This is a genomic window from Heyndrickxia sp. MSNUG (genome assembly GCF_049532715.1).
Classification (GTDB): domain Bacteria; phylum Bacillota; class Bacilli; order Bacillales; family Cytobacillaceae; genus Mesobacillus.
Window position 1 is genome coordinate 1,336,534 of record NZ_CP150978.1, and the last position, 17,506, is coordinate 1,354,039.

Annotated in this window: 17 protein-coding genes; 9 read left to right on the plus strand and 8 right to left on the minus strand. The window is 41.4% G+C overall.

Going from position 1 to position 17,506, the window contains the following annotated elements; all coding sequences use genetic code 11:
* The first annotated feature begins 216 nt into the window (after positions 1-216).
* The 5 genes from AABM38_RS06570 to AABM38_RS06590 all read left to right on the plus strand — a co-directional run bounded on the left by AABM38_RS06570 (position 217) and on the right by AABM38_RS06590 (position 7,416).
* A complete protein-coding gene (locus AABM38_RS06570; RefSeq protein WP_423409668.1) occupies positions 217-1,500 on the plus strand; it encodes an ABC transporter permease subunit in 1,284 nt (427 codons plus the stop codon).
* 1 nt (position 1,501) lies between these two features.
* Entirely contained in the window at positions 1,502-2,344 is an 843-nt protein-coding gene (locus tag AABM38_RS06575; protein WP_423409669.1) for a sugar ABC transporter permease, read from the plus strand.
* A 70-nt stretch (positions 2,345-2,414) separates the two neighbouring features.
* Positions 2,415-3,950, plus strand: a complete 1,536-nt coding sequence (locus tag AABM38_RS06580; RefSeq protein ID WP_423409670.1) for an alpha-amylase family glycosyl hydrolase — start codon at positions 2,415-2,417, stop codon at positions 3,948-3,950.
* A gap of 21 nt (positions 3,951-3,971) precedes the next feature.
* A complete protein-coding gene (locus tag AABM38_RS06585) occupies positions 3,972-6,332 on the plus strand; it encodes a glycoside hydrolase family 31 protein (RefSeq protein WP_423409671.1) in 2,361 nt (786 codons plus the stop codon).
* Between the two features lie 40 nt (positions 6,333-6,372).
* Positions 6,373-7,416: a LacI family DNA-binding transcriptional regulator gene (locus tag AABM38_RS06590; protein WP_423409672.1), complete on the plus strand. Its 1,044-nt coding sequence runs from the start codon at positions 6,373-6,375 to the stop codon at positions 7,414-7,416.
* A 49-nt stretch (positions 7,417-7,465) separates the two neighbouring features.
* Here the strand turns inward: AABM38_RS06590 and AABM38_RS06595 are convergent, their stop codons facing one another.
* Positions 7,466-8,332: an SDR family oxidoreductase gene (locus tag AABM38_RS06595; RefSeq protein WP_423409673.1), complete on the minus strand. Its 867-nt coding sequence runs from the start codon at positions 8,330-8,332 to the stop codon at positions 7,466-7,468.
* Positions 8,333-8,748: 416 nt separating this feature from the next.
* Complete coding sequence (locus tag AABM38_RS06600) at positions 8,749-10,401, minus strand: CoA-disulfide reductase (RefSeq protein ID WP_423409674.1); 1,653 nt, start codon at positions 10,399-10,401, stop codon at positions 8,749-8,751.
* A gap of 208 nt (positions 10,402-10,609) precedes the next feature.
* Here AABM38_RS06600 and AABM38_RS06605 point away from each other — a divergent pair, with 208 nt between their 5' ends.
* A complete protein-coding gene (locus AABM38_RS06605; RefSeq protein ID WP_423409675.1) occupies positions 10,610-10,741 on the plus strand; it encodes a hypothetical protein in 132 nt (43 codons plus the stop codon).
* 63 nt (positions 10,742-10,804) lie between these two features.
* On the opposite strand, the gene AABM38_RS06610 is transcribed toward AABM38_RS06605, so the two are convergent.
* The gene (locus AABM38_RS06610) at positions 10,805-11,296 is read right to left on the minus strand and encodes a YajQ family cyclic di-GMP-binding protein (protein WP_335378375.1); all 492 of its coding nucleotides are present in this window, start codon (positions 11,294-11,296) and stop codon (positions 10,805-10,807) included.
* A 201-nt stretch (positions 11,297-11,497) separates the two neighbouring features.
* On the opposite strand from AABM38_RS06610, the gene AABM38_RS06615 reads away from it, so the two are divergent.
* A complete protein-coding gene (locus AABM38_RS06615; RefSeq protein ID WP_423409676.1) occupies positions 11,498-12,361 on the plus strand; it encodes a CvfB family protein in 864 nt (287 codons plus the stop codon).
* Positions 12,362-12,388: 27 nt separating this feature from the next.
* Here AABM38_RS06615 and AABM38_RS06620 read toward each other — a convergent pair whose 3' ends face one another.
* Both AABM38_RS06620 and AABM38_RS06625 read right to left on the minus strand, forming a co-directional pair.
* A complete protein-coding gene (locus tag AABM38_RS06620; protein WP_207498922.1) occupies positions 12,389-12,520 on the minus strand; it encodes a DUF3941 domain-containing protein in 132 nt (43 codons plus the stop codon).
* A gap of 68 nt (positions 12,521-12,588) precedes the next feature.
* Positions 12,589-13,449 (minus strand): DegV family protein, encoded by an 861-nt coding sequence (locus AABM38_RS06625; RefSeq protein ID WP_423409677.1) that lies wholly within the window; start codon positions 13,447-13,449, stop codon positions 12,589-12,591.
* 131 nt (positions 13,450-13,580) lie between these two features.
* Between AABM38_RS06625 and AABM38_RS06630 the strand changes: the two genes are divergently transcribed.
* Positions 13,581-14,423 (plus strand): YitT family protein, encoded by an 843-nt coding sequence (locus tag AABM38_RS06630; RefSeq protein WP_423409678.1) that lies wholly within the window; start codon positions 13,581-13,583, stop codon positions 14,421-14,423.
* 23 nt (positions 14,424-14,446) lie between these two features.
* Positions 14,447-15,235, plus strand: coding sequence for a BsuPI-related putative proteinase inhibitor (locus tag AABM38_RS06635; protein WP_423409679.1), 789 nt, complete (start codon positions 14,447-14,449; stop codon positions 15,233-15,235).
* A 692-nt stretch (positions 15,236-15,927) separates the two neighbouring features.
* Here AABM38_RS06635 and AABM38_RS06640 read toward each other — a convergent pair.
* The 3 genes from AABM38_RS06640 to AABM38_RS06650 form a co-directional block, all read right to left on the minus strand.
* On the minus strand, positions 15,928-16,119 hold the full coding sequence (locus tag AABM38_RS06640) for a DUF3813 domain-containing protein (RefSeq protein ID WP_423409680.1): 192 nt from the start codon (positions 16,117-16,119) through the stop codon (positions 15,928-15,930).
* Positions 16,120-16,272, minus strand: coding sequence for a hypothetical protein (locus AABM38_RS06645; protein WP_335430027.1), 153 nt, complete (start codon positions 16,270-16,272; stop codon positions 16,120-16,122). It abuts the gene before it with no gap.
* Positions 16,273-16,419: 147 nt separating this feature from the next.
* A complete protein-coding gene (locus AABM38_RS06650; protein WP_423409681.1) occupies positions 16,420-17,238 on the minus strand; it encodes a Cof-type HAD-IIB family hydrolase in 819 nt (272 codons plus the stop codon).
* Positions 17,239-17,506 lie beyond the last annotated feature (268 nt).

The window sequence follows — 17,506 nt, forward strand, 5'->3', positions numbered from 1 at the left end:
CCAATTTGGTCCATTAAGAGAAAAGTCACAAAGTTTCCGAAAAGTGCATTAAAAAAGTCTTTCATTGAGCAAACGTTTGCGCTAAAATAGATTTATATTATCAGATGCTTCATGAGAGTGAAAACAGATAGAAACTGAGCATATATATAAATGTATTCGTTCTCATAAAGCATCTGATGCTTTTTAAAAACATAGAAAGAGAAAGGGGAATATAGGATGAAAGAGCAATCCTATCAAACCAACCACCGCAGAATAGCAACAGCCCTTTCGATCGTTCCAGGGCTTGGACAGCTGTACAACAAACAATATTTAAAAGGGATCATTTTTCTTATTTTAACAGGGGCATTCTTCGGAGTTTTCTCTGACCTGCTAAACATGGGATTGTGGGGGATTTTTACACTTGGTGAACAAACACCTCGTGACCATTCAATCTTCTTGCTTGTAAAAGGGATACTGGCTGTCATTGTCCTCGTTTTTGGAATCGGTTTCTATCTATTTAACTTGAATGATGCATATAAGACCGGTTTAAAAAGGGACATGGGCTTAAATCTTAGTACCCTGAAGGAGCAATACAATAACCTTGTGGACAATGGATTCCCATATCTGATTATGTCACCAGGATTCCTCTTGCTCATTTTCGTTGTTGTATTTCCAATCATATTTGTGGTCTTGCTTGCCTTTACAAACTATGACCTTTACCATTCTCCGCCTGCGAAGCTCGTAGACTGGGTAGGTCTTAAGAACTTTTTCGACCTGTTCCAATTGGAATCATGGCGTCAAACATTTTTCTCCGTACTTTCTTGGACTATCATCTGGACATTTGTTGCAACAACATTCCAGGTTGCACTTGGTATGTTCCTGGCGATCCTTGTTAATCAAAAGGATGTAAAAGGGAAAGCAATCATCCGGACTGTGTTCATTCTTCCCTGGGCAGTTCCAGCATTCGTTTCCATTCTTGTCTTTGCTGGGATGTTCAATGAATCATTCGGTGCCATCAACCGTGATATCCTTGGATTCTTTGGAATTGATCCAATTCCTTGGATGACTGAAGCAATGTATACAAAAATCGCATTGATCTTGATCCAGACATGGCTTGGATTCCCGTTCATTTTTGCAATGACGACAGGCGTACTCCAATCCATCCCTGAAGAACTTTATGAAGCAGCAACTGTGGATGGAGCAACAAACTTCCAAAAGTTCAAAAGCATTACATTGCCGCTCGTTCTATTTGCGACAGCGCCAATCCTGATTACCCAATATACTTTTAACTTCAATAACTTTAATATAATTTATCTCTTTAATGGCGGGGGTCCTGCAGTTCCAGGCGGAAACGCCGGAGGAACGGATATCCTGATTTCGTGGATTTACAAACTCACCATGACATCTGCACAATATTCTAAAGCTGCCGCTATCACCATGCTGTTGTCACTGATCGTTATCGGTGTAGCTTTATGGCAGTTCAAGAGAACGAAATCATTCCAAGAAGAGGATATGATGTAATATGAGTATAAAAAGACAGAAGTATATCAGATTGACACTAACGTATCTTGTGATTTTGGCAATGTTTGCGATCATTATCTATCCTCTTCTTTGGATTGTTGGTTCTTCCTTCAATCCAGGGCAGAGTTTATCGGGTTCAAACATCATCCCTGAAAATGCAACGCTGTCTCATTATAAAGAGCTATTCGACACTAGTAAGAGCAACTATTTATACTGGTACTGGAACTCACTGAAGGTAAGCGTCTTGACAATGGTATTCACTGTAATTTTGGTCAGCTTGACTGCTTATTCTTTCTCACGCTACCGTTTCATTGGACGTAAAAACAGTTTGATGACGTTCTTGATTCTGCAAATGATTCCTAACTTTGCAGCATTGATTGCAATTTTCATTTTAGCGTTGCTTACAGGCTTATTGGATTCTCATATTGGTTTGATCCTTGTATACGTCGGCGGAGCCATTCCTATGAATACCTGGCTGATGAAGGGGTATCTTGACACAATTCCGAAGGAGCTTGATGAGTCAGCGAAAATGGATGGCGCAGGCCATTTAAGAATCTTTTTCCAAATTGTTATGCCGCTTGCGACACCAATCATTGCAGTCATTGCATTGTTCTCATTCATCGCTCCATTTGGCGACTTTATCCTTGCTACTGTGTTGTTAAGGACAGAAAGCAAGTATACTTTGGCTGTAGGATTATACGATTTGGTAGCAAAGCAATTCGGTGCGGAATTCACCACTTTCGCGGCTGGTGCTGTTTTAATTGCAGTTCCCATCGCACTATTGTTCCTGTCATTCCAGAAATACTTTGTATCAGGTTTGACGGCTGGCGGAACAAAAGGATAATCTATTAGGGCACACACTTTTAAGCAAAGGCCATATTTGGCCTTTGCTTAAATTATGAGGAGGAACAAGGATGAAAAAAAGATTAACAACCTTCATCTTATTTATGTTTCTTCTTTTTTCCGCCCTACCTGTAGGAGCCGTTGAAAAAGAAGGACGCAAGTGGCAGGATGAAACAATCTACTTTTTAATGGTGGACCGTTTTAATAACGGTGACAATAGTAATGATTTCGACGTGGATATGCAGGATCCAAAAGCGTACCATGGTGGAGACTTTCAAGGGATTATCGATCGACTGGATTACATAAAAGATATGGGTTTCACCGCTATCTGGCTGACACCAGTTTTTGATAATGCCGATAAAGGCTACCATGGTTATTGGATCAAAGATTTCTATAAGACAGAAGAACATTTTGGAAGCGTTGACAAGTTCAAAGAACTAGTAAAGGAAGCCCATAAGCGTGACATCAAGATTATCCTTGATTTTGTCGTTAACCATGTGGCTCCTGATCATGAATGGGTTAATGATCCAGCTAAGAAAAACTGGTTCCATGAGAAGCAGGATATTATTGACTGGAACGACCAGAACCAGATGGAAAATAACTGGCTGTATGGTTTGCCTGACCTGGCACAGGAAAATCCGGAAACGAGAAAATATTTGCTTGATGCAGCGAAGTGGTGGATTGAAGAAACAGATATCGATGGTTACAGGCTCGATACAGTCCGCCATGTTCCAGTTGATTTTTGGTCAGAGTTTTCGAAGGAAGTAAAAAGTGTCAAGAAAGATTTCTATTTAATTGGGGAGGTGTGGTCATCCGATCCGAATTACATTGCGAAATATGACAAGGCAGGTATAGACGGTTTTGTCGATTACCCGTTGAATGACCATCTCCGAACGGCGTTTGCAAAGCCTGACCAGACTTTGGACTGGCTTTTTACAACCGCAAAAAGAAACGAAGTAATCTATGAAAATCCTGAACTGATGGGTAACTTCATGGATAATCATGATACAGCGAGGTTTACACAGGACGCTGTCCAGAACAGGCAGCATCCGGGTACAAGATGGAAAATGGCTTTATCTTATTTGTATACGGCTCCGGGAATTCCAATTGTTTATTATGGAAGTGAAATTGCCATGAATGGCGGGGATGACCCAGACAATCGCAGGCAAATGAGCTTTAGAGCAGATAAAGAGTTAATCGATTACATCACCAAAATTGGCGAACTTCGAAACCAGCTGCCATCGCTGACGCGCGGTGATTTTGAAATGCTATATGAAAAGAAAGGCATGGCTGTATTTAAGCGTACTTATAAAGACGAAACCTCAGTCATTGCGATCAATAATACATCCAATACTCAGAATATCACCCTGACAGCAGACCAACTTGCAGATGACAAGGAGTTAAGAGGCCTGCTTGCAAATGACTTAGTCAGAAGCAAGGATGGAGAATACAAGCTGTCAATCGATCGTGAAAAAGCTGAGATTTACGTACTGGCAGAAAAGACTGGATTGAATATTCCGTATATGGTTGCGATGGGCACTGTATATGCAGCCTTCATTATCTTCTTTTTTATGCTATTAAGAAGGGCGAGAAGGAAGAACTCCTAAAAATAAGGAGGTTTAAGCAAAATGCTAGAGGATACAAGTTTTGCAATCCGCCCTGATCAAGGGATGAACGAAGAAAAAAACCCTTTTCAAGACATAGGCAATGCAAAAAATATCAGTAAGACAGAGAATGAAATTAAGATTTCTGCTGATAATGGAGAACTTGCCGTCGTATTTTACAGGGATGACATCGTCAGGTTTGTATTCCAGCCTTTAAAAGAAGTAATGCTGGACAGCAGTCCTGCGATAGTGCTGGCACCAGAAAAAAGCGAAGTAAAGCTAAACGATGAAAAAAATGCATTCAGATTGGAAGCACCAAAATTAACGGTACTTATAACAAAAACACCGATCAGAATTACGGTTATGGATTCACAAAGGCGGGTCCTATTCGAGCAAAAGGAAAAAGGCATTGGTTTTAAGCCAACTGGTGAAGTAATTTGTCATAGCACCCGTAACCATGAAGATCATTATTATGGTCTTGGTGAGAAAACCGGCTATCTCGATAAGCGCGGCGAAAAGCTGACGATGTGGAATACAGATGTATATGCTCCTCATAACCCGGAAACCGATGCGTTATATCAATCCCATCCATACTTCATGGTATTGAGGAATGGGGCAGCCCAGGGGATCCATTTTGACAATACTTTCAAATCTACTTTCGACTTCCGTTCCGAAGCAGATGTGTATTCATTTGGTGCTGAAGGAGGAATCGTTGATTTTTATGTAATGGCCGGTCCTGGACCCAAAGATGTCCTAGAGCAATATACAGCGTTAACGGGCAGGGCGCCGATTCCGCCGAAATGGGCAATCGGCTATCACCAGTCAAGGTACAGCTATGAATCAGAACAAGAGGTGCGCGAGCTGGCAGCGATTTTCAAAGAGAAGGAAATTCCTTTGGATGCCGTTTATCTTGATATCCATTACATGAACGGATACAGAGTCTTTACGTTTGACCGAGAAAGATTCCCTGAACCAGAAAATCTTGTACGTGATTTAAAAGAACAAGGCATCAGGATCATTCCAATAGTTGATCCTGGTGTCAAGGAAGATCCTGAGTATCCCATTTACCAGGAGGGCATATACGGAGACCATTTCTGTAAATACATTGAAGGCAGCCTCTATTTTGGGGATGTCTGGCCTGGCAATAGTGCATTTCCTGATTTCACGAGCAGCAAAGCACGTGAATGGTGGGGCGAAAAGCATAAATATTATACTGATCTGGGCATCGAAGGAATTTGGAACGATATGAATGAGCCATCTGTTTTCAACGAGTCAAAAACCATGGATCTGAAAGTTATGCACAATAATGACGGCAATCCTAAGACACATCGTGAACTCCATAATGTATACGGTTTGTTAATGGGCGAGGCAACATATGACGGAATGAAAAAGCAGCTTGGCGGCAAGCGTCCATTTTTGCTGACCAGGTCAGGATTTTCAGGTGTCCAGAGATATGCGGCTGTTTGGACGGGTGATAATCGCAGTTTCTGGGAGCACTTGCAATTATCAATTCCAATGGTAATGAACCTGGGCTTGTCAGGTATTCCATTTGCAGGACCGGATGTAGGCGGCTTTGCGCATGATTCGAACGGAGAGCTTTTGGCAAGGTGGAGCCAGGTTGGCGCTTTCACGCCATATTTTCGGAATCACAGTGCCATTGGAACACTTCGCCAGGAGCCATGGTCATTCGGTGAAAAATATGAACAAATCATAAAAAAATATATCGAGCTTCGCTATCAATGGCTGCCTCAGCTTTATACTCTATTTGCCGAAGCTTGGCAAAAAGGTTTACCAGTGATGAGACCGTTAATGCTCGAATATCCAGAAGACGAAAATACATTCAATCTTTCCGATCAGTTCATGCTTGGGAACAATATCATCGTAGCCCCAATCATGCAGCCATCAGCTGAACATCGTGCTGTGTATCTTCCCGAAGGTGAGTGGGTTGATTACTGGACTGACGAAGTGTATGCTGGCGGAAATCACCATTTAGTCCATGCTCCACTTGAAGTTTTGCCGATTTTTATTAAAAAAGGCACGGTCATTGCATTAGGTGAAGTGAGGCATTCAACTGCAGCAGCAGACTCAAAAAGAATCTTACATTACTACTATCAGCCAGATAGTACTTCAACCTTCAAAATGTATGATGATGACGGTACAACTTTTGCTTATGAGAGCGGTGAGTATTGCCTGAAAACTTTTGAGATCAAGGCTATGAATAGAGAGATTTCTTTAAAGATTTCAACCGAGGGAAGATATGAGCCTGAGTGGCAGGAAGTCGATATCATCCTTCACGATGCGCCAGAACTTACCACCGTTGATGTTAATGGGGAAATGAAGAACGTCGAAAAAAATACGGAAAAAACCTGTACAATTCATTTATAATAAAGATAAGGATTTTTTCTGGCCAGAGGGAGGGGATCTTATGGCTGTCACAATAAAAGATGTTGCAAAGGTTGCCAATGTTGCACCTTCAACTGTCTCGCGTGTAATCGCCAACAGTCCAAGAATTAGCGAAAAAACGAAAGAAAGAGTCAGAGAGGTAATGGACCAGCTTGGGTATCATCCAAACTTTATTGCCAGAAGCCTTGCAAGCCAATCGACACGGGCAATCGGGCTGGTTATGCCTAGCTCTACAGATGTCGTTTTCCAAAATCCATTCTTTCCGACTGTATTGTCCGGCTTAAGTGAGGGCGCACATTCAAAGCAATACGCCTTGCATATGACAACAGGGAAAACAGAAGATGAAATATTCGACGGGGTCGTTGCGATGGTCCAGGGAGGAAGAGTGGATGGAGTCGTCCTCCTCTATTCTAAGGTTGAGGACAGAGTCATTGCCTACCTAAGGGAGAGGGATTTTCCGTTTGTAGTAATCGGCAAACCCTTTAAGGATGACGAGAATATCAGCTATGTCGATAACGATAACTTTAAGGCAGGCAAAGAAGTTACAGAGCATTTAATCCAGCTTGGCCATGACCGGATAGGCTTTATCGGTGGTAACCTTGATTTAGTCGTTACCGTTGAACGATTGTTAGGTTATGAAAAAGCTTTGAGGAACTCTGGAATATCCCTTATCGATGAGTATATCGTCAATGACGAGTTCCTGCGAGAAAGCGGGCAGGATGCTGTTAAGGTATTGCTGTCGCTAGAGAAGCCGCCAACCGCGATGGTCGTTGCCGATGATCTGATGGCACTGGGAGTATTGAATAAATTAGATGAATTGGGCATTTCTGTCCCTGATGATATTTCGATTGTCAGCTTTAACAATGTATTGATAGCCGAAATGGCTCGTCCACCGTTAACATCGGTAGACATTAATATTTTTGACCTTGGATATCAGGCGACCAAAAGCCTGATCCAAAAGATTGAAAATCCAGGTGAACCGATAAAAAGGATTATCGTTCCATTTAAAATCGTACCGAGATTTTCATGCGGGCAACCTAAAGACCATAAGCAAATATCTGTGTAACAAAGAAGCAAAGCAGCGATGCTTTGCTTCTTTTATTACAGTTTCACTTTTACCCGTTTACGATTGTGCCGCCGTTAACATGGATCGTTTGACCGCTGACATATGTGGAGTCATCACTTGCCAGATAGACGTAGGCAGGTGCAAGTTCATATGGCTGGCCAGCGCGTCCCATTGGAGCGTTCGTCCCAAATTTAGCCACTTCCTCTGCTGTGAAGGTGGAGGGAATTAGCGGTGTCCAGATAGGGCCAGGTGCAACGCTGTTAACACGGATGCCCTTAGAGGCAAGTGACATGGCTAGGGATCGAGTAAATGTTACAATCGCCCCTTTAGTCGCAGAGTAGTCAATTAATGTCTCATGGCCTTTATAAGCTGTTATGGATGATGTATTAATAATGGTACTTCCGTTCTGAAGGTTAGGAAGTACAGCCTTAGTTAAATAAAACATCGAAAAAATATTGGTCTGGAATGTTTTCTCAAGCTGAGCTGCCGAGATGTCTAAAAGGCTTTTCTGCGGATGCTGCTCAGCTGCATTATTGACAAGGATATCAATCTTCCCGAATTCATCGATTGTTTTCTTGGCGGCTTCATTACAGAATGATTCATCTCCCACATCCCCAGCAATCAACAGGCATTTGCGGCCTTCTGCTTCAATAAGCTCCTTTGTCGTTTGTGCATCATTATTCTCTTCAAGGTACACGATGGCCACATCGGCACCTTCCTTGGCAAAGTAAATCGCCACAGATTTCCCGATTCCGCTGTCGCCCCCTGTGATTAAGGCTACTTTGTCCGTTAATTTTCCTGAACCCTTATAATTGTCATCAACTGATTTTGGTTCTGGTTTCATTTCTGGTTCAGTGCCCGGCTGATGGTTCTGATGTTGCGGCGGGAATCCTTGTTTGTTAAATTCATTTGGCATAATTAAATTCACTCCTGGTTTTTAGTTTCAACACTTATTAAATTCCTTTAAAATCCAGAGAAAAAACATGGAAATTAATTCATTAGGGAATGAAGGAGCCAAAAGGTGTTCGGAATATACTCTTTCCGAACACCTTTTTGGTCACATTCTTCTATTTTGGTTAGAGGTGAGATGGGGCTGTTGATTTCCGTTCCAGGCGCTTCGCTTTCCGCGGGGCGTCAGGTGAGCCTCCTCGTCGCTTTGCTCCTGCGGGGTCTCACCTTGGCCGCTGCGCCCGCAGGAGTCTTCGCGCCTTCCACTCCAATCAACAGGAATTCAAGACTTAATGTGGACGGATAAATAATGAAGAATTTCTTGAGAATTTCCACACATTTTAATACAGACTAAGGGCTCCCAAGTAAGGGGGCCCTTGCATTTTACATAGTGGTTTTCTTGAAAATAGAATATGTCTTGTATCCGCCTGTCAGGTTCTTAACCTTGAAGCCATTTTGCTGCAGGATACGGGATGCAAGGTATCCTCTTAGTCCAACCTGGCAAGTGATCAGGATCGTTTCATCCTTTGGAAGCTCGTCAAGGCGGCCGCGAAGATCATCAAGCGGAATGTTTTTTGAACCTTCAATTTTTCCAGCTGCATGTTCTTTTTCAGTTCGGACGTCAATCATGATTGCGCCGTCCTTGATTAAATCATCAACATCATAATGCTGGACAGTTTCAATTGTGCCATCCACAATGTTGGATGCTACATAACCGGCCATGTTCACAGGGTCTTTAGCAGAAGAGAATGGCGGTGCATATGCAAGCTCAAGCTCTTGAAGATCGTACACACTCAAACCGCCCTTGATGGCAGTTGCGATAACATCGATACGCTTATCAATGCCATCTTTCCCGACTGCCTGCGCACCATAGATTTTGCCAGTTTCTTTATCAAAAATGACTTTAAGAGACATTTGCTCGGCGCCTGGGTAGTAGCCAGCGTGTGACATTGGGTGGATATGAACAGCTTCATACGGAATATCAAGTCTTCTCAATAGCTTTTCACTGTTACCAGTTGTTGCAGCGGTCAATTCGAAAACCTTAACAATGGAAGTGCCGAGCGTACCAGGGTAGGCAATCTTACGTCCATTGATATGGTGACCGACTATATGCGCCTGGCGGTTAGCAGGCCATGCAAGCGGGATCATAGTTGGCTGACCATTGATAAAGTCAATGACCTCGATTGCGTCACCCATGGCATAAATAGACTCATCAGAAGTCTGAAGGTATTCGTTCACTTTTATGCCGCCGCGCTCTCCAACTTCTAGTCCAGCTTCAAGTGCAAGCTTATTTTCTGGACGTACACCAATTGAAAGGATGATCAATTCTGCATCAAGCACCTTACCGCTCTCAAGAACAACCTTAGTACCATTTTCCTGGACATCGGTAATGCCATCTCCAAGTATTAATTCCACACCATTTTTTCTTAACTCATCCTCAACAATCGCAGCCATTTCAGGATCGACCGGTCCCATGACCTGTGGCAATTTTTCAACGAGGGTAACATTCACGCCTGCATGGACTAGGTTCTCTGCCATTTCCAATCCGATGAAGCCGCCTCCGATGACGACTGCGTTCTTTGGATTGTTTTCCTCAAGGTATTTCTTGATTTTATCCATATCCGGAATGTTTCTTAATGTGAAAACATTGTTGCTCTTCAGGCCTTCGATTGGAGGAACGATTGGTTTTGCACCTGGTGATAAAACAAGGACATGATAGCTTTCAGTGTATTCCTCACCAGTTTGAACATGCTTCACAGAAACAGTCTTATCTTCACGGTTAATAGCTGTAACTTCAGAAAAATTACGGATATCCAAATTGTAACGCGCATTCATTCCTTCGACTGTCTGAAGCAATAATTTATTTCTATCTTCGATCACGTCGCTTATATGGTATGGAAGACCGCAGTTTGCAAAAGAAATGAATTCTCCTCTTTCAAATAAAACGATTTCAGCTTGCTCATCTAATCTTCTAAGTTTAGTTGCTGTGGTTGCCCCACCTGCTACGCCGCCAACAATTATGATTTTTTTCCCCATTTTATTATCATCCTTTCGGTTGGAAAGTTTATTTTTATACCCATACTGGTATATTAACTCGAGATTAACGGAAAACCAATAGTGCTTTGTGAAGGATTTGTGAAAGTTTTAGCTTGATTAAAACAAAAAGCAGACAAATGTCACAAAGAGCTATATATTTTAATACTAACTGATAAAGAAAAGGAAATTGTCTAGGGTTTGTGAAAGAATGATGAAGGGCTTTAGTATAAGTATGTTAAAGGTAATGGTTGATTTTGCAGCGCTGTTGATTGAAGCAGCAGGGTTCCTCGAGCGGAATTCAACAGTCGTATTCAACACAGCAAAGGACAGAGTTAATTAAAAAAACAGCGGACAATGTCAATGTCCGCTGATGTTTTCATCCTATTTAGTTTTAACATTTAGCTTAACGATAATTCACGAATTGCACGTCAACAGTTAGATCGGCTTCTCTGACTGCAGCAATGATTTTCTGCAAGTCGTCACGATTTTTCCCAGTTACGCGAACCTGGTCATCTTGTACCTGGCTCTTTACCTTTACTCCACTATTTTTAATGATCGTGTTAATCTTCTTCGCGTTTTCCTTGTCAATTCCCTGGACAAGCTTTGCTCTTTGGCGGACAGTTCCCCCTGAAGCACGCTCAACTTTTCCGTAATCAAGATTCTTCACAGGAATCCCGCGCTTAATCATTTTGCTGAATAGCACATCCTTTAGCTGGTCAAGCTTAAATTCATCATCGGACACAAGAACAAGCTCTTCCTTATCCAGTGAAATATCGCTCTTACTTCCTTTAAAATCATAACGAGTCTGTATTTCCTTCATTGCAATAGTAATCGCATTGGTGACTTCAGTCATTTCAACTTTGGATACAATATCAAATGAGCTCTCTTTAGACATAACTACCTCCAGAAAAACATTTTAATTATGTCTCCATTATAGTAAAATATAGCAGTTCAAACAACTTTGCGTAAATAGGGTATACTTATGTAAAAAGTTTAATGATAAAAATATACTTCGAAAATAAGTAAATCTCTGCAACCGTGAGAGATTAATATCAATAAACATTCTTATGAAAAATTTTAATGCAGGAGGAAATATATGTCCTTGAATGATTATACAGGCCAGACATTGGAGCTGACTGTGGCAAGAATTGCTGAATATGGATACTTTTTAACCGATGGGGAAGAAGATGTGCTTCTCCACTCCAATGATACAGATCAAACATTTGACGAAGGTGATGTAGTACAAGTCTTTCTTTTTGTGGACTCAAGAGGAAGGCTTACCGCAACTACCACTATACCTAAGGTTTCCGTAGGAACTTACGACTGGGTGCCGGTTGTAGACGTAAAAGACGGTATTGGAGTTTTCCTTGATATCGGCATAAGCAAAGATATATTGCTTGGCGAGGAAGATTTGCCGGTTGTAAAATCGGTTTGGCCGCAAAAAGGGGACTTGCTCTATATCACCCTTCGTGTGAACCGGAACAACATGATTTACGCACGTATGGCTACAGATCCTGTCATCCAGGATATCTCCATCAAAGCAACCATGAGCGATTTCAATAAAAACGTCCATGGTTATATTTACCGTACTGCAAGGGTTGGAAGCTGGATTATTACCGCAGAAGGCTTCAAAGGCTTCATCCATGAATCACAGCGCCGGACAGAACCACGCATCGGTGAAAAGGTAGAAGGAAGGATCATCGATGTAAAAGAAGATGGTTCGGTCAACATCTCATTTCTGCCGCGCAAGCAAGAAGCGCTAGATGAAGATTCCCAAAGAGTAATGGATTATTTAGAGCTGCGTAATGGCGCCATGCCATATCATGATAAGAGCATGGCTGAAGACATTCAGGAGCGTTTTGGAATGAGCAAAGGCTCTTTCAAACGAGCTCTTGGAAGGCTTATGAAAGAAGATAAGATCTATCAGGAAGATAACTGGACATATAAAAAACAAAAATAGAGCCGGATGGCTCTATTTTTTATACCCTTATATATGGTCTGTTTTCTTTGAATACTCATTCTTACCTGCTTTGCGGTTCTTCTCTCGCATCATATTCTTTTCATGGCGAAGGGCATTGTTGTCCTTTGCCTTTTTATCGTTATCGGAAGTATGCGGCATACATAAAAACTCCTTTCAGATTTAGGATTCATTTTATTTTTCCTAAAACCTGAAAGGAGTATGTAAGATTATGATGGCTGTTTATTTAAAAAGAAAATGGCAAGGGTACCTGGTCCTGTGTGTGAGCCTACCGCCGCTCCAATCGAAGTAATCACAACATCTTTCGGATTTAGTTCCTGAATAATCATATCTTTCATTTCCGTTGCAGTTTCCTCGTCATCCGCATTGCTTATTCCGACAATCTGGTTTTCAAGGCCGTCACCGCGTTCTTTCATCAGCTCAACGATTCTTCTATGTAATTTCTTTTTTCCGCGGAGCTTTTCGATTGGCACAAGCTTCCCGTCTTCAACATTCAATAATGGTTTGATGTTGAGAAGTCCGCCAACAAATGCAGAGGCTTTCGAAACGCGTCCACCCTTCGCAAGATGGTCAAGATCATCTACAGAAAATAGATGTTCCATATGCTGGCTGCGGAAATGGATATCCTTCAAGATGTATTCCTTTGAAAAATTCTCGTTCGCCATCCTTGCTGCCTCCATAACCAAAAGGCCTTGTCCGAGCGAAGCACATTTTGAATCAATGATTGTTAAATTCAGGTCAGGATATTCTTCCTTCACCTGCTCAGCAATCATTACAGCTGTCTGGTATGTTCCTGATAATTCAGAAGAAAATGCTATGTATATACCTTCTTGGTTATTTTTAGCTAATTCAGTAAACACTTCTTTAAAACCTGCAGGGGAAGCCTGTGAGGTTTTAGGAAGATTGCCAGCACGAATGGCATCGTACACTTGTTTAGGCTGAATTGTTTTAAGGTCCTCGTATTCAGTACCGTCAATTTGGACCTTTAAAGGAAATAGTATGACCCCATTTTCTTCATAAAAATGGAATGGCAAATCACATGCACTGTCAGCCATGATTTTTACTGACATAAACCTTTCACCTGCTTTCAACCTTAATATGATAATAGTTTATCGGTAATATCATAAAAAGACAATTAAATGTAGTGATTTTCGGCAAAATAGGGGTAGAGGAATAACAGAAAAAATAAAGGGGGATTTTCATGGTCTGGATGGAAACGAAAAAAATCATCATCGTAGTGATTGGTGCATTGCTTAATGCGATGTCACTAAACTTTTTCTTAATCCCGGCAAATGTTTATGCAAGCGGCTTTACAGGAATTGCACAGCTCGTATCAAGCATTCTGGGTGAATACGCACCATTTAATATTTCGACAGGGGTTCTTCTCTTGCTCTTGAATATACCAGTGACCATCCTCGGATGGATGAAAGTAGGGAGATCGTTTACCCTGTATAGTTTTATTTCTGTGGTCCTTTCCTCCTTTTTCCTGGAAGTTCTTCCGGTAAAAGAAGTTTCAACAGATATTTTACTGAACGCCGTTTTTGGCGGAGTGATAGCCGCTTTTGGTGTAGGGCTTACGTTGAAATGGGGAGCGTCAACAGGGGGGATGGACATTATTGCCATGGTCCTTTCCCGTATGAATGACCGTCCCGTTGGTACATATTTCTTTACGTTAAACGGCATCATTATATTGACAGCAGGATATATTTTTGGCTGGGAAAATGCTCTTTATACTTTAGTGGCTTTATATGTATCGACTCGTGTCATTGATGCAATCCATACTCGCCATGAAAAATTGACAGCCATGATCATTACAAAAAAATCAGATGAATTAAAGAAAGCCATTCACGATAAATTAGTACGAGGCATTACATTACTGCCTGCTAAAGGAGCTTTCTCAGGCGAACAAAAAGAAATGCTTATTATCGTCATAACAAGATATGAGATGTACGACCTTGAGAGAATTATCAAGGATGTCGATCCGCAAGCCTTTACGAATATTGTCCAGACGACGGGAATATTCGGGTTTTTCAGAAAGGAGTAACTTTAGAGAAGGAGTGTAAGTGAATGAGGAAAATCAGCTTGCTTATCATGTTGCTTTTGATTGCCGTGGCGCCAGCACTTGCTATTGGAGAGGAAAAACAAACAGTTAACCAGAGTGATTTCAATTTTTTTATTGACCCTGTGGCAGGACCGGAAATGGCGGAGTTTGAATTGTATTTAAGGAATGATGGAAATGAACCAATTTCGTTCGAGTTTCCTACATCTCAGAAATATGAAATCACAGTAGTCAATGAAAACAAGAAAAAGGTGTATCAATACTCAGATGGAAAAGCCTTTGCACAGGCATTTGAAACATTGACACTGCAGCCTCAGCAAAGCATCAAATGGAGAGAGACTTGGGATTATACAACTGAAGGGACAAGAGTGAAAGAAGGCGACTATACCGTCGCAGCAAAGCTCAAAGCGGTCAGTCTAGACGGCAGGCCAATATCCGTTCAAAGAATGCTTACTGATACAAAAAAAATGTATGTTCCTGGAGAGAACCCTGTATTTAAGGGAGTGCAGGCAGAAGGGAGTAAGGGGGATTATAAAATAACCGGAGAAGCAAGACCAACGAGCGGTAAGTTTTACTACACTGTTGAGGATGGCCATAATGAACTGATAAGTGAAGCTGAAATAGTTCCAGGATCAAAATATCCGCAATGGAAGCCCTTTGAGATCGGTGTGTCCATCTCCATGGAAAAGCTGCCTCAAAACGGCTCAGTCATTTTGAATCTTTATGAACGAAGCAAAGATGGTAAGATCATTCACGCTTACCCTGTCCTATTGGAGAGATTCAACAACAATAAATAGAAGGCCCTTGGTACACCGGTTGGGCCCGGTGGGAGAAAATGTTGTATAAAACACATTTGAGAATTTACAATTGCCTTTTTAGGTAAGTAAGAGGTGTTATTGGTACCGTCTTTTTCAAAATTATGTTTATTTAGGGAGTCAAGAGGGCTTGTTGGCGTATTCTTTTTCCAATTTATGTTTATTTAGAGACCCAAGAGGTCTTATTGGCGCCGCTTTTTTCCAATTTATGTTTATTTTGAGACCCAAGAGGTCTTTTTGGCGTCGTTTTTTTCCAATTTATGTTTATTTTGAAATCCAAGAGTCCTTATAGATGCCCTCTTTTTCCAATTTATGTTCATTCAGGAAAGCAAGAGGCCTTATTGGCAAACTCTTTTTCCATTTTTTGTTTTTTTACAAGTATCCAAGGGCGGGCCTTATTGGTGGATCAATTTAAGGTGTCCTTTTTATAGTCCACATTATGAAGTACCATAGGAGACTCGACCCTCAGCGGAAAGCGAACATTTCGTCGAGGAAGTCGACTGATATCTCTCATGAGCAAACCATGGCGCCTGGATGATGAAAAAGATCTCTAGATCGGATCAAACCATCTCTAACATGCCCACAGGAGTCCTGCACTTATCTCTCTAGTCATCGATTTGTTAATAAAAGTTTAAAAAGAAAAGCTGGCGGAAAATAATCCGCCAGCTTTTCTTTTACTTGCTTTCAATCGAATTCAGCTCGTCCTGAAATGACCGAAGCTGCTCTTTTTCAGCCATAGTCGTGTTGGCATAGGCTGATGACAGAGCGTTTTTAGCGGTAGAGATCGCCGATGTCTGTTCCGCAGGCTGTGCTGTTTTTGCTAATTGTACAGCATTTCTTGCTTCCTGAAAAAGCCTGTTTCCCATTTATATTCCTCCTAACGAGGACTCTTTAACATTGGCCATTTTTTGCGCTTCAGCTTCGGCATATGTGGTGTGGTAAGGGATTCGTTGACTATGCTTGGAAACAGTATCTGCACCTTGCTGAACAAAACGTTTGGATTTATTGCTTTTACCCATCGTTTACCCCTCCATATACGAGCGAATTGAAACAGGCTCTAAGCCGCTTCAAGACTAGTATGCTCCTTAAGGAATCGAATCAATCGAAAACCAGTTTGAAGGTGCAAATTGGCAGCGGCAATTTAAGGTCAGGGTAATACTTCTATATTAAAGGGCTTTTAAATTTAGAAGATCGTTCAAGTAAACACCGATTCCATCTTCTTCGTTTGTAAGGGTGATATCATTTGCGATATTTTTCACCACGTCAATCGCATTGCCCATAGCTATCCCGCGTCCTGCGTATTCAAGCATTTCTAAATCATTGTCTTCATCCCCGAAAGCAATGATCCTATCAGCAGGGATTTGGAAATAATCAGAAGCTTTCTTTAAGCCTACAGCTTTATTCAAACCGTATTTAACAATTTCAACAACATGGAATGGAGCAGCCCAGCTTCTGTGATCAATGACTTCAGCATGCACCTCAGTTAAGTGTGCACGAATTTTTTTTACATCTTCTTCTTCAGAATGGATCAGCATACTTGTAGGGGATGTCTTTAAGTATCTTCTAAGGTCTCCAGTTGTGATATTCGGATTCCCCAAATTGAATATATCCATCAATTTTTCATCGTGGTAATGAACGTATACATCGTCAATTACCTCAGCGATGATATTGTGGTATTTAAAATCATCAAGCGCTTCAACGATATCCTTCGCCACATCAATTGACAGAGGGGAATGGTGTACACCCCACTTTGTATCAAGCGGATGATGGATGAAAGCTCCATTGAAGTTTACGATCGGTGTATCAAGTTCAAGCTCATGGTAGTACATTTCACTTGAACGGAATGGCCTTCCCGTAGCAATCATGACAATATGGCCAGCATCACGCGCTTTTTGGATTACTCGTTTATTTGTTTCGGAAATTCTTTTATCGTCTGTTAGTAAAGTACCGTCTAGGTCTAATGCGATTAAATGTTTTTCAGCCATAAAAACTCCTTCTTCCAACTGTTTTAGATACTTATTCCAGTGCCTGGCCGGATTTTCTCCGGCCACGCTCACTCAGGCGCTAACACTTTTCTTAATGATATGCGTTTGAGTGGCTCTTTTTTCTTAAGAGTTCTACAATACATATATTGGATTGGTTATAAATTTATCTTATAACCACTATGCTAACCATTTTACATATAAATTGTAAAAAAATCATTTTTCTAATTTTACAGAGCGGTAAATTCGCTTTAAGGATAACTGCAGAATT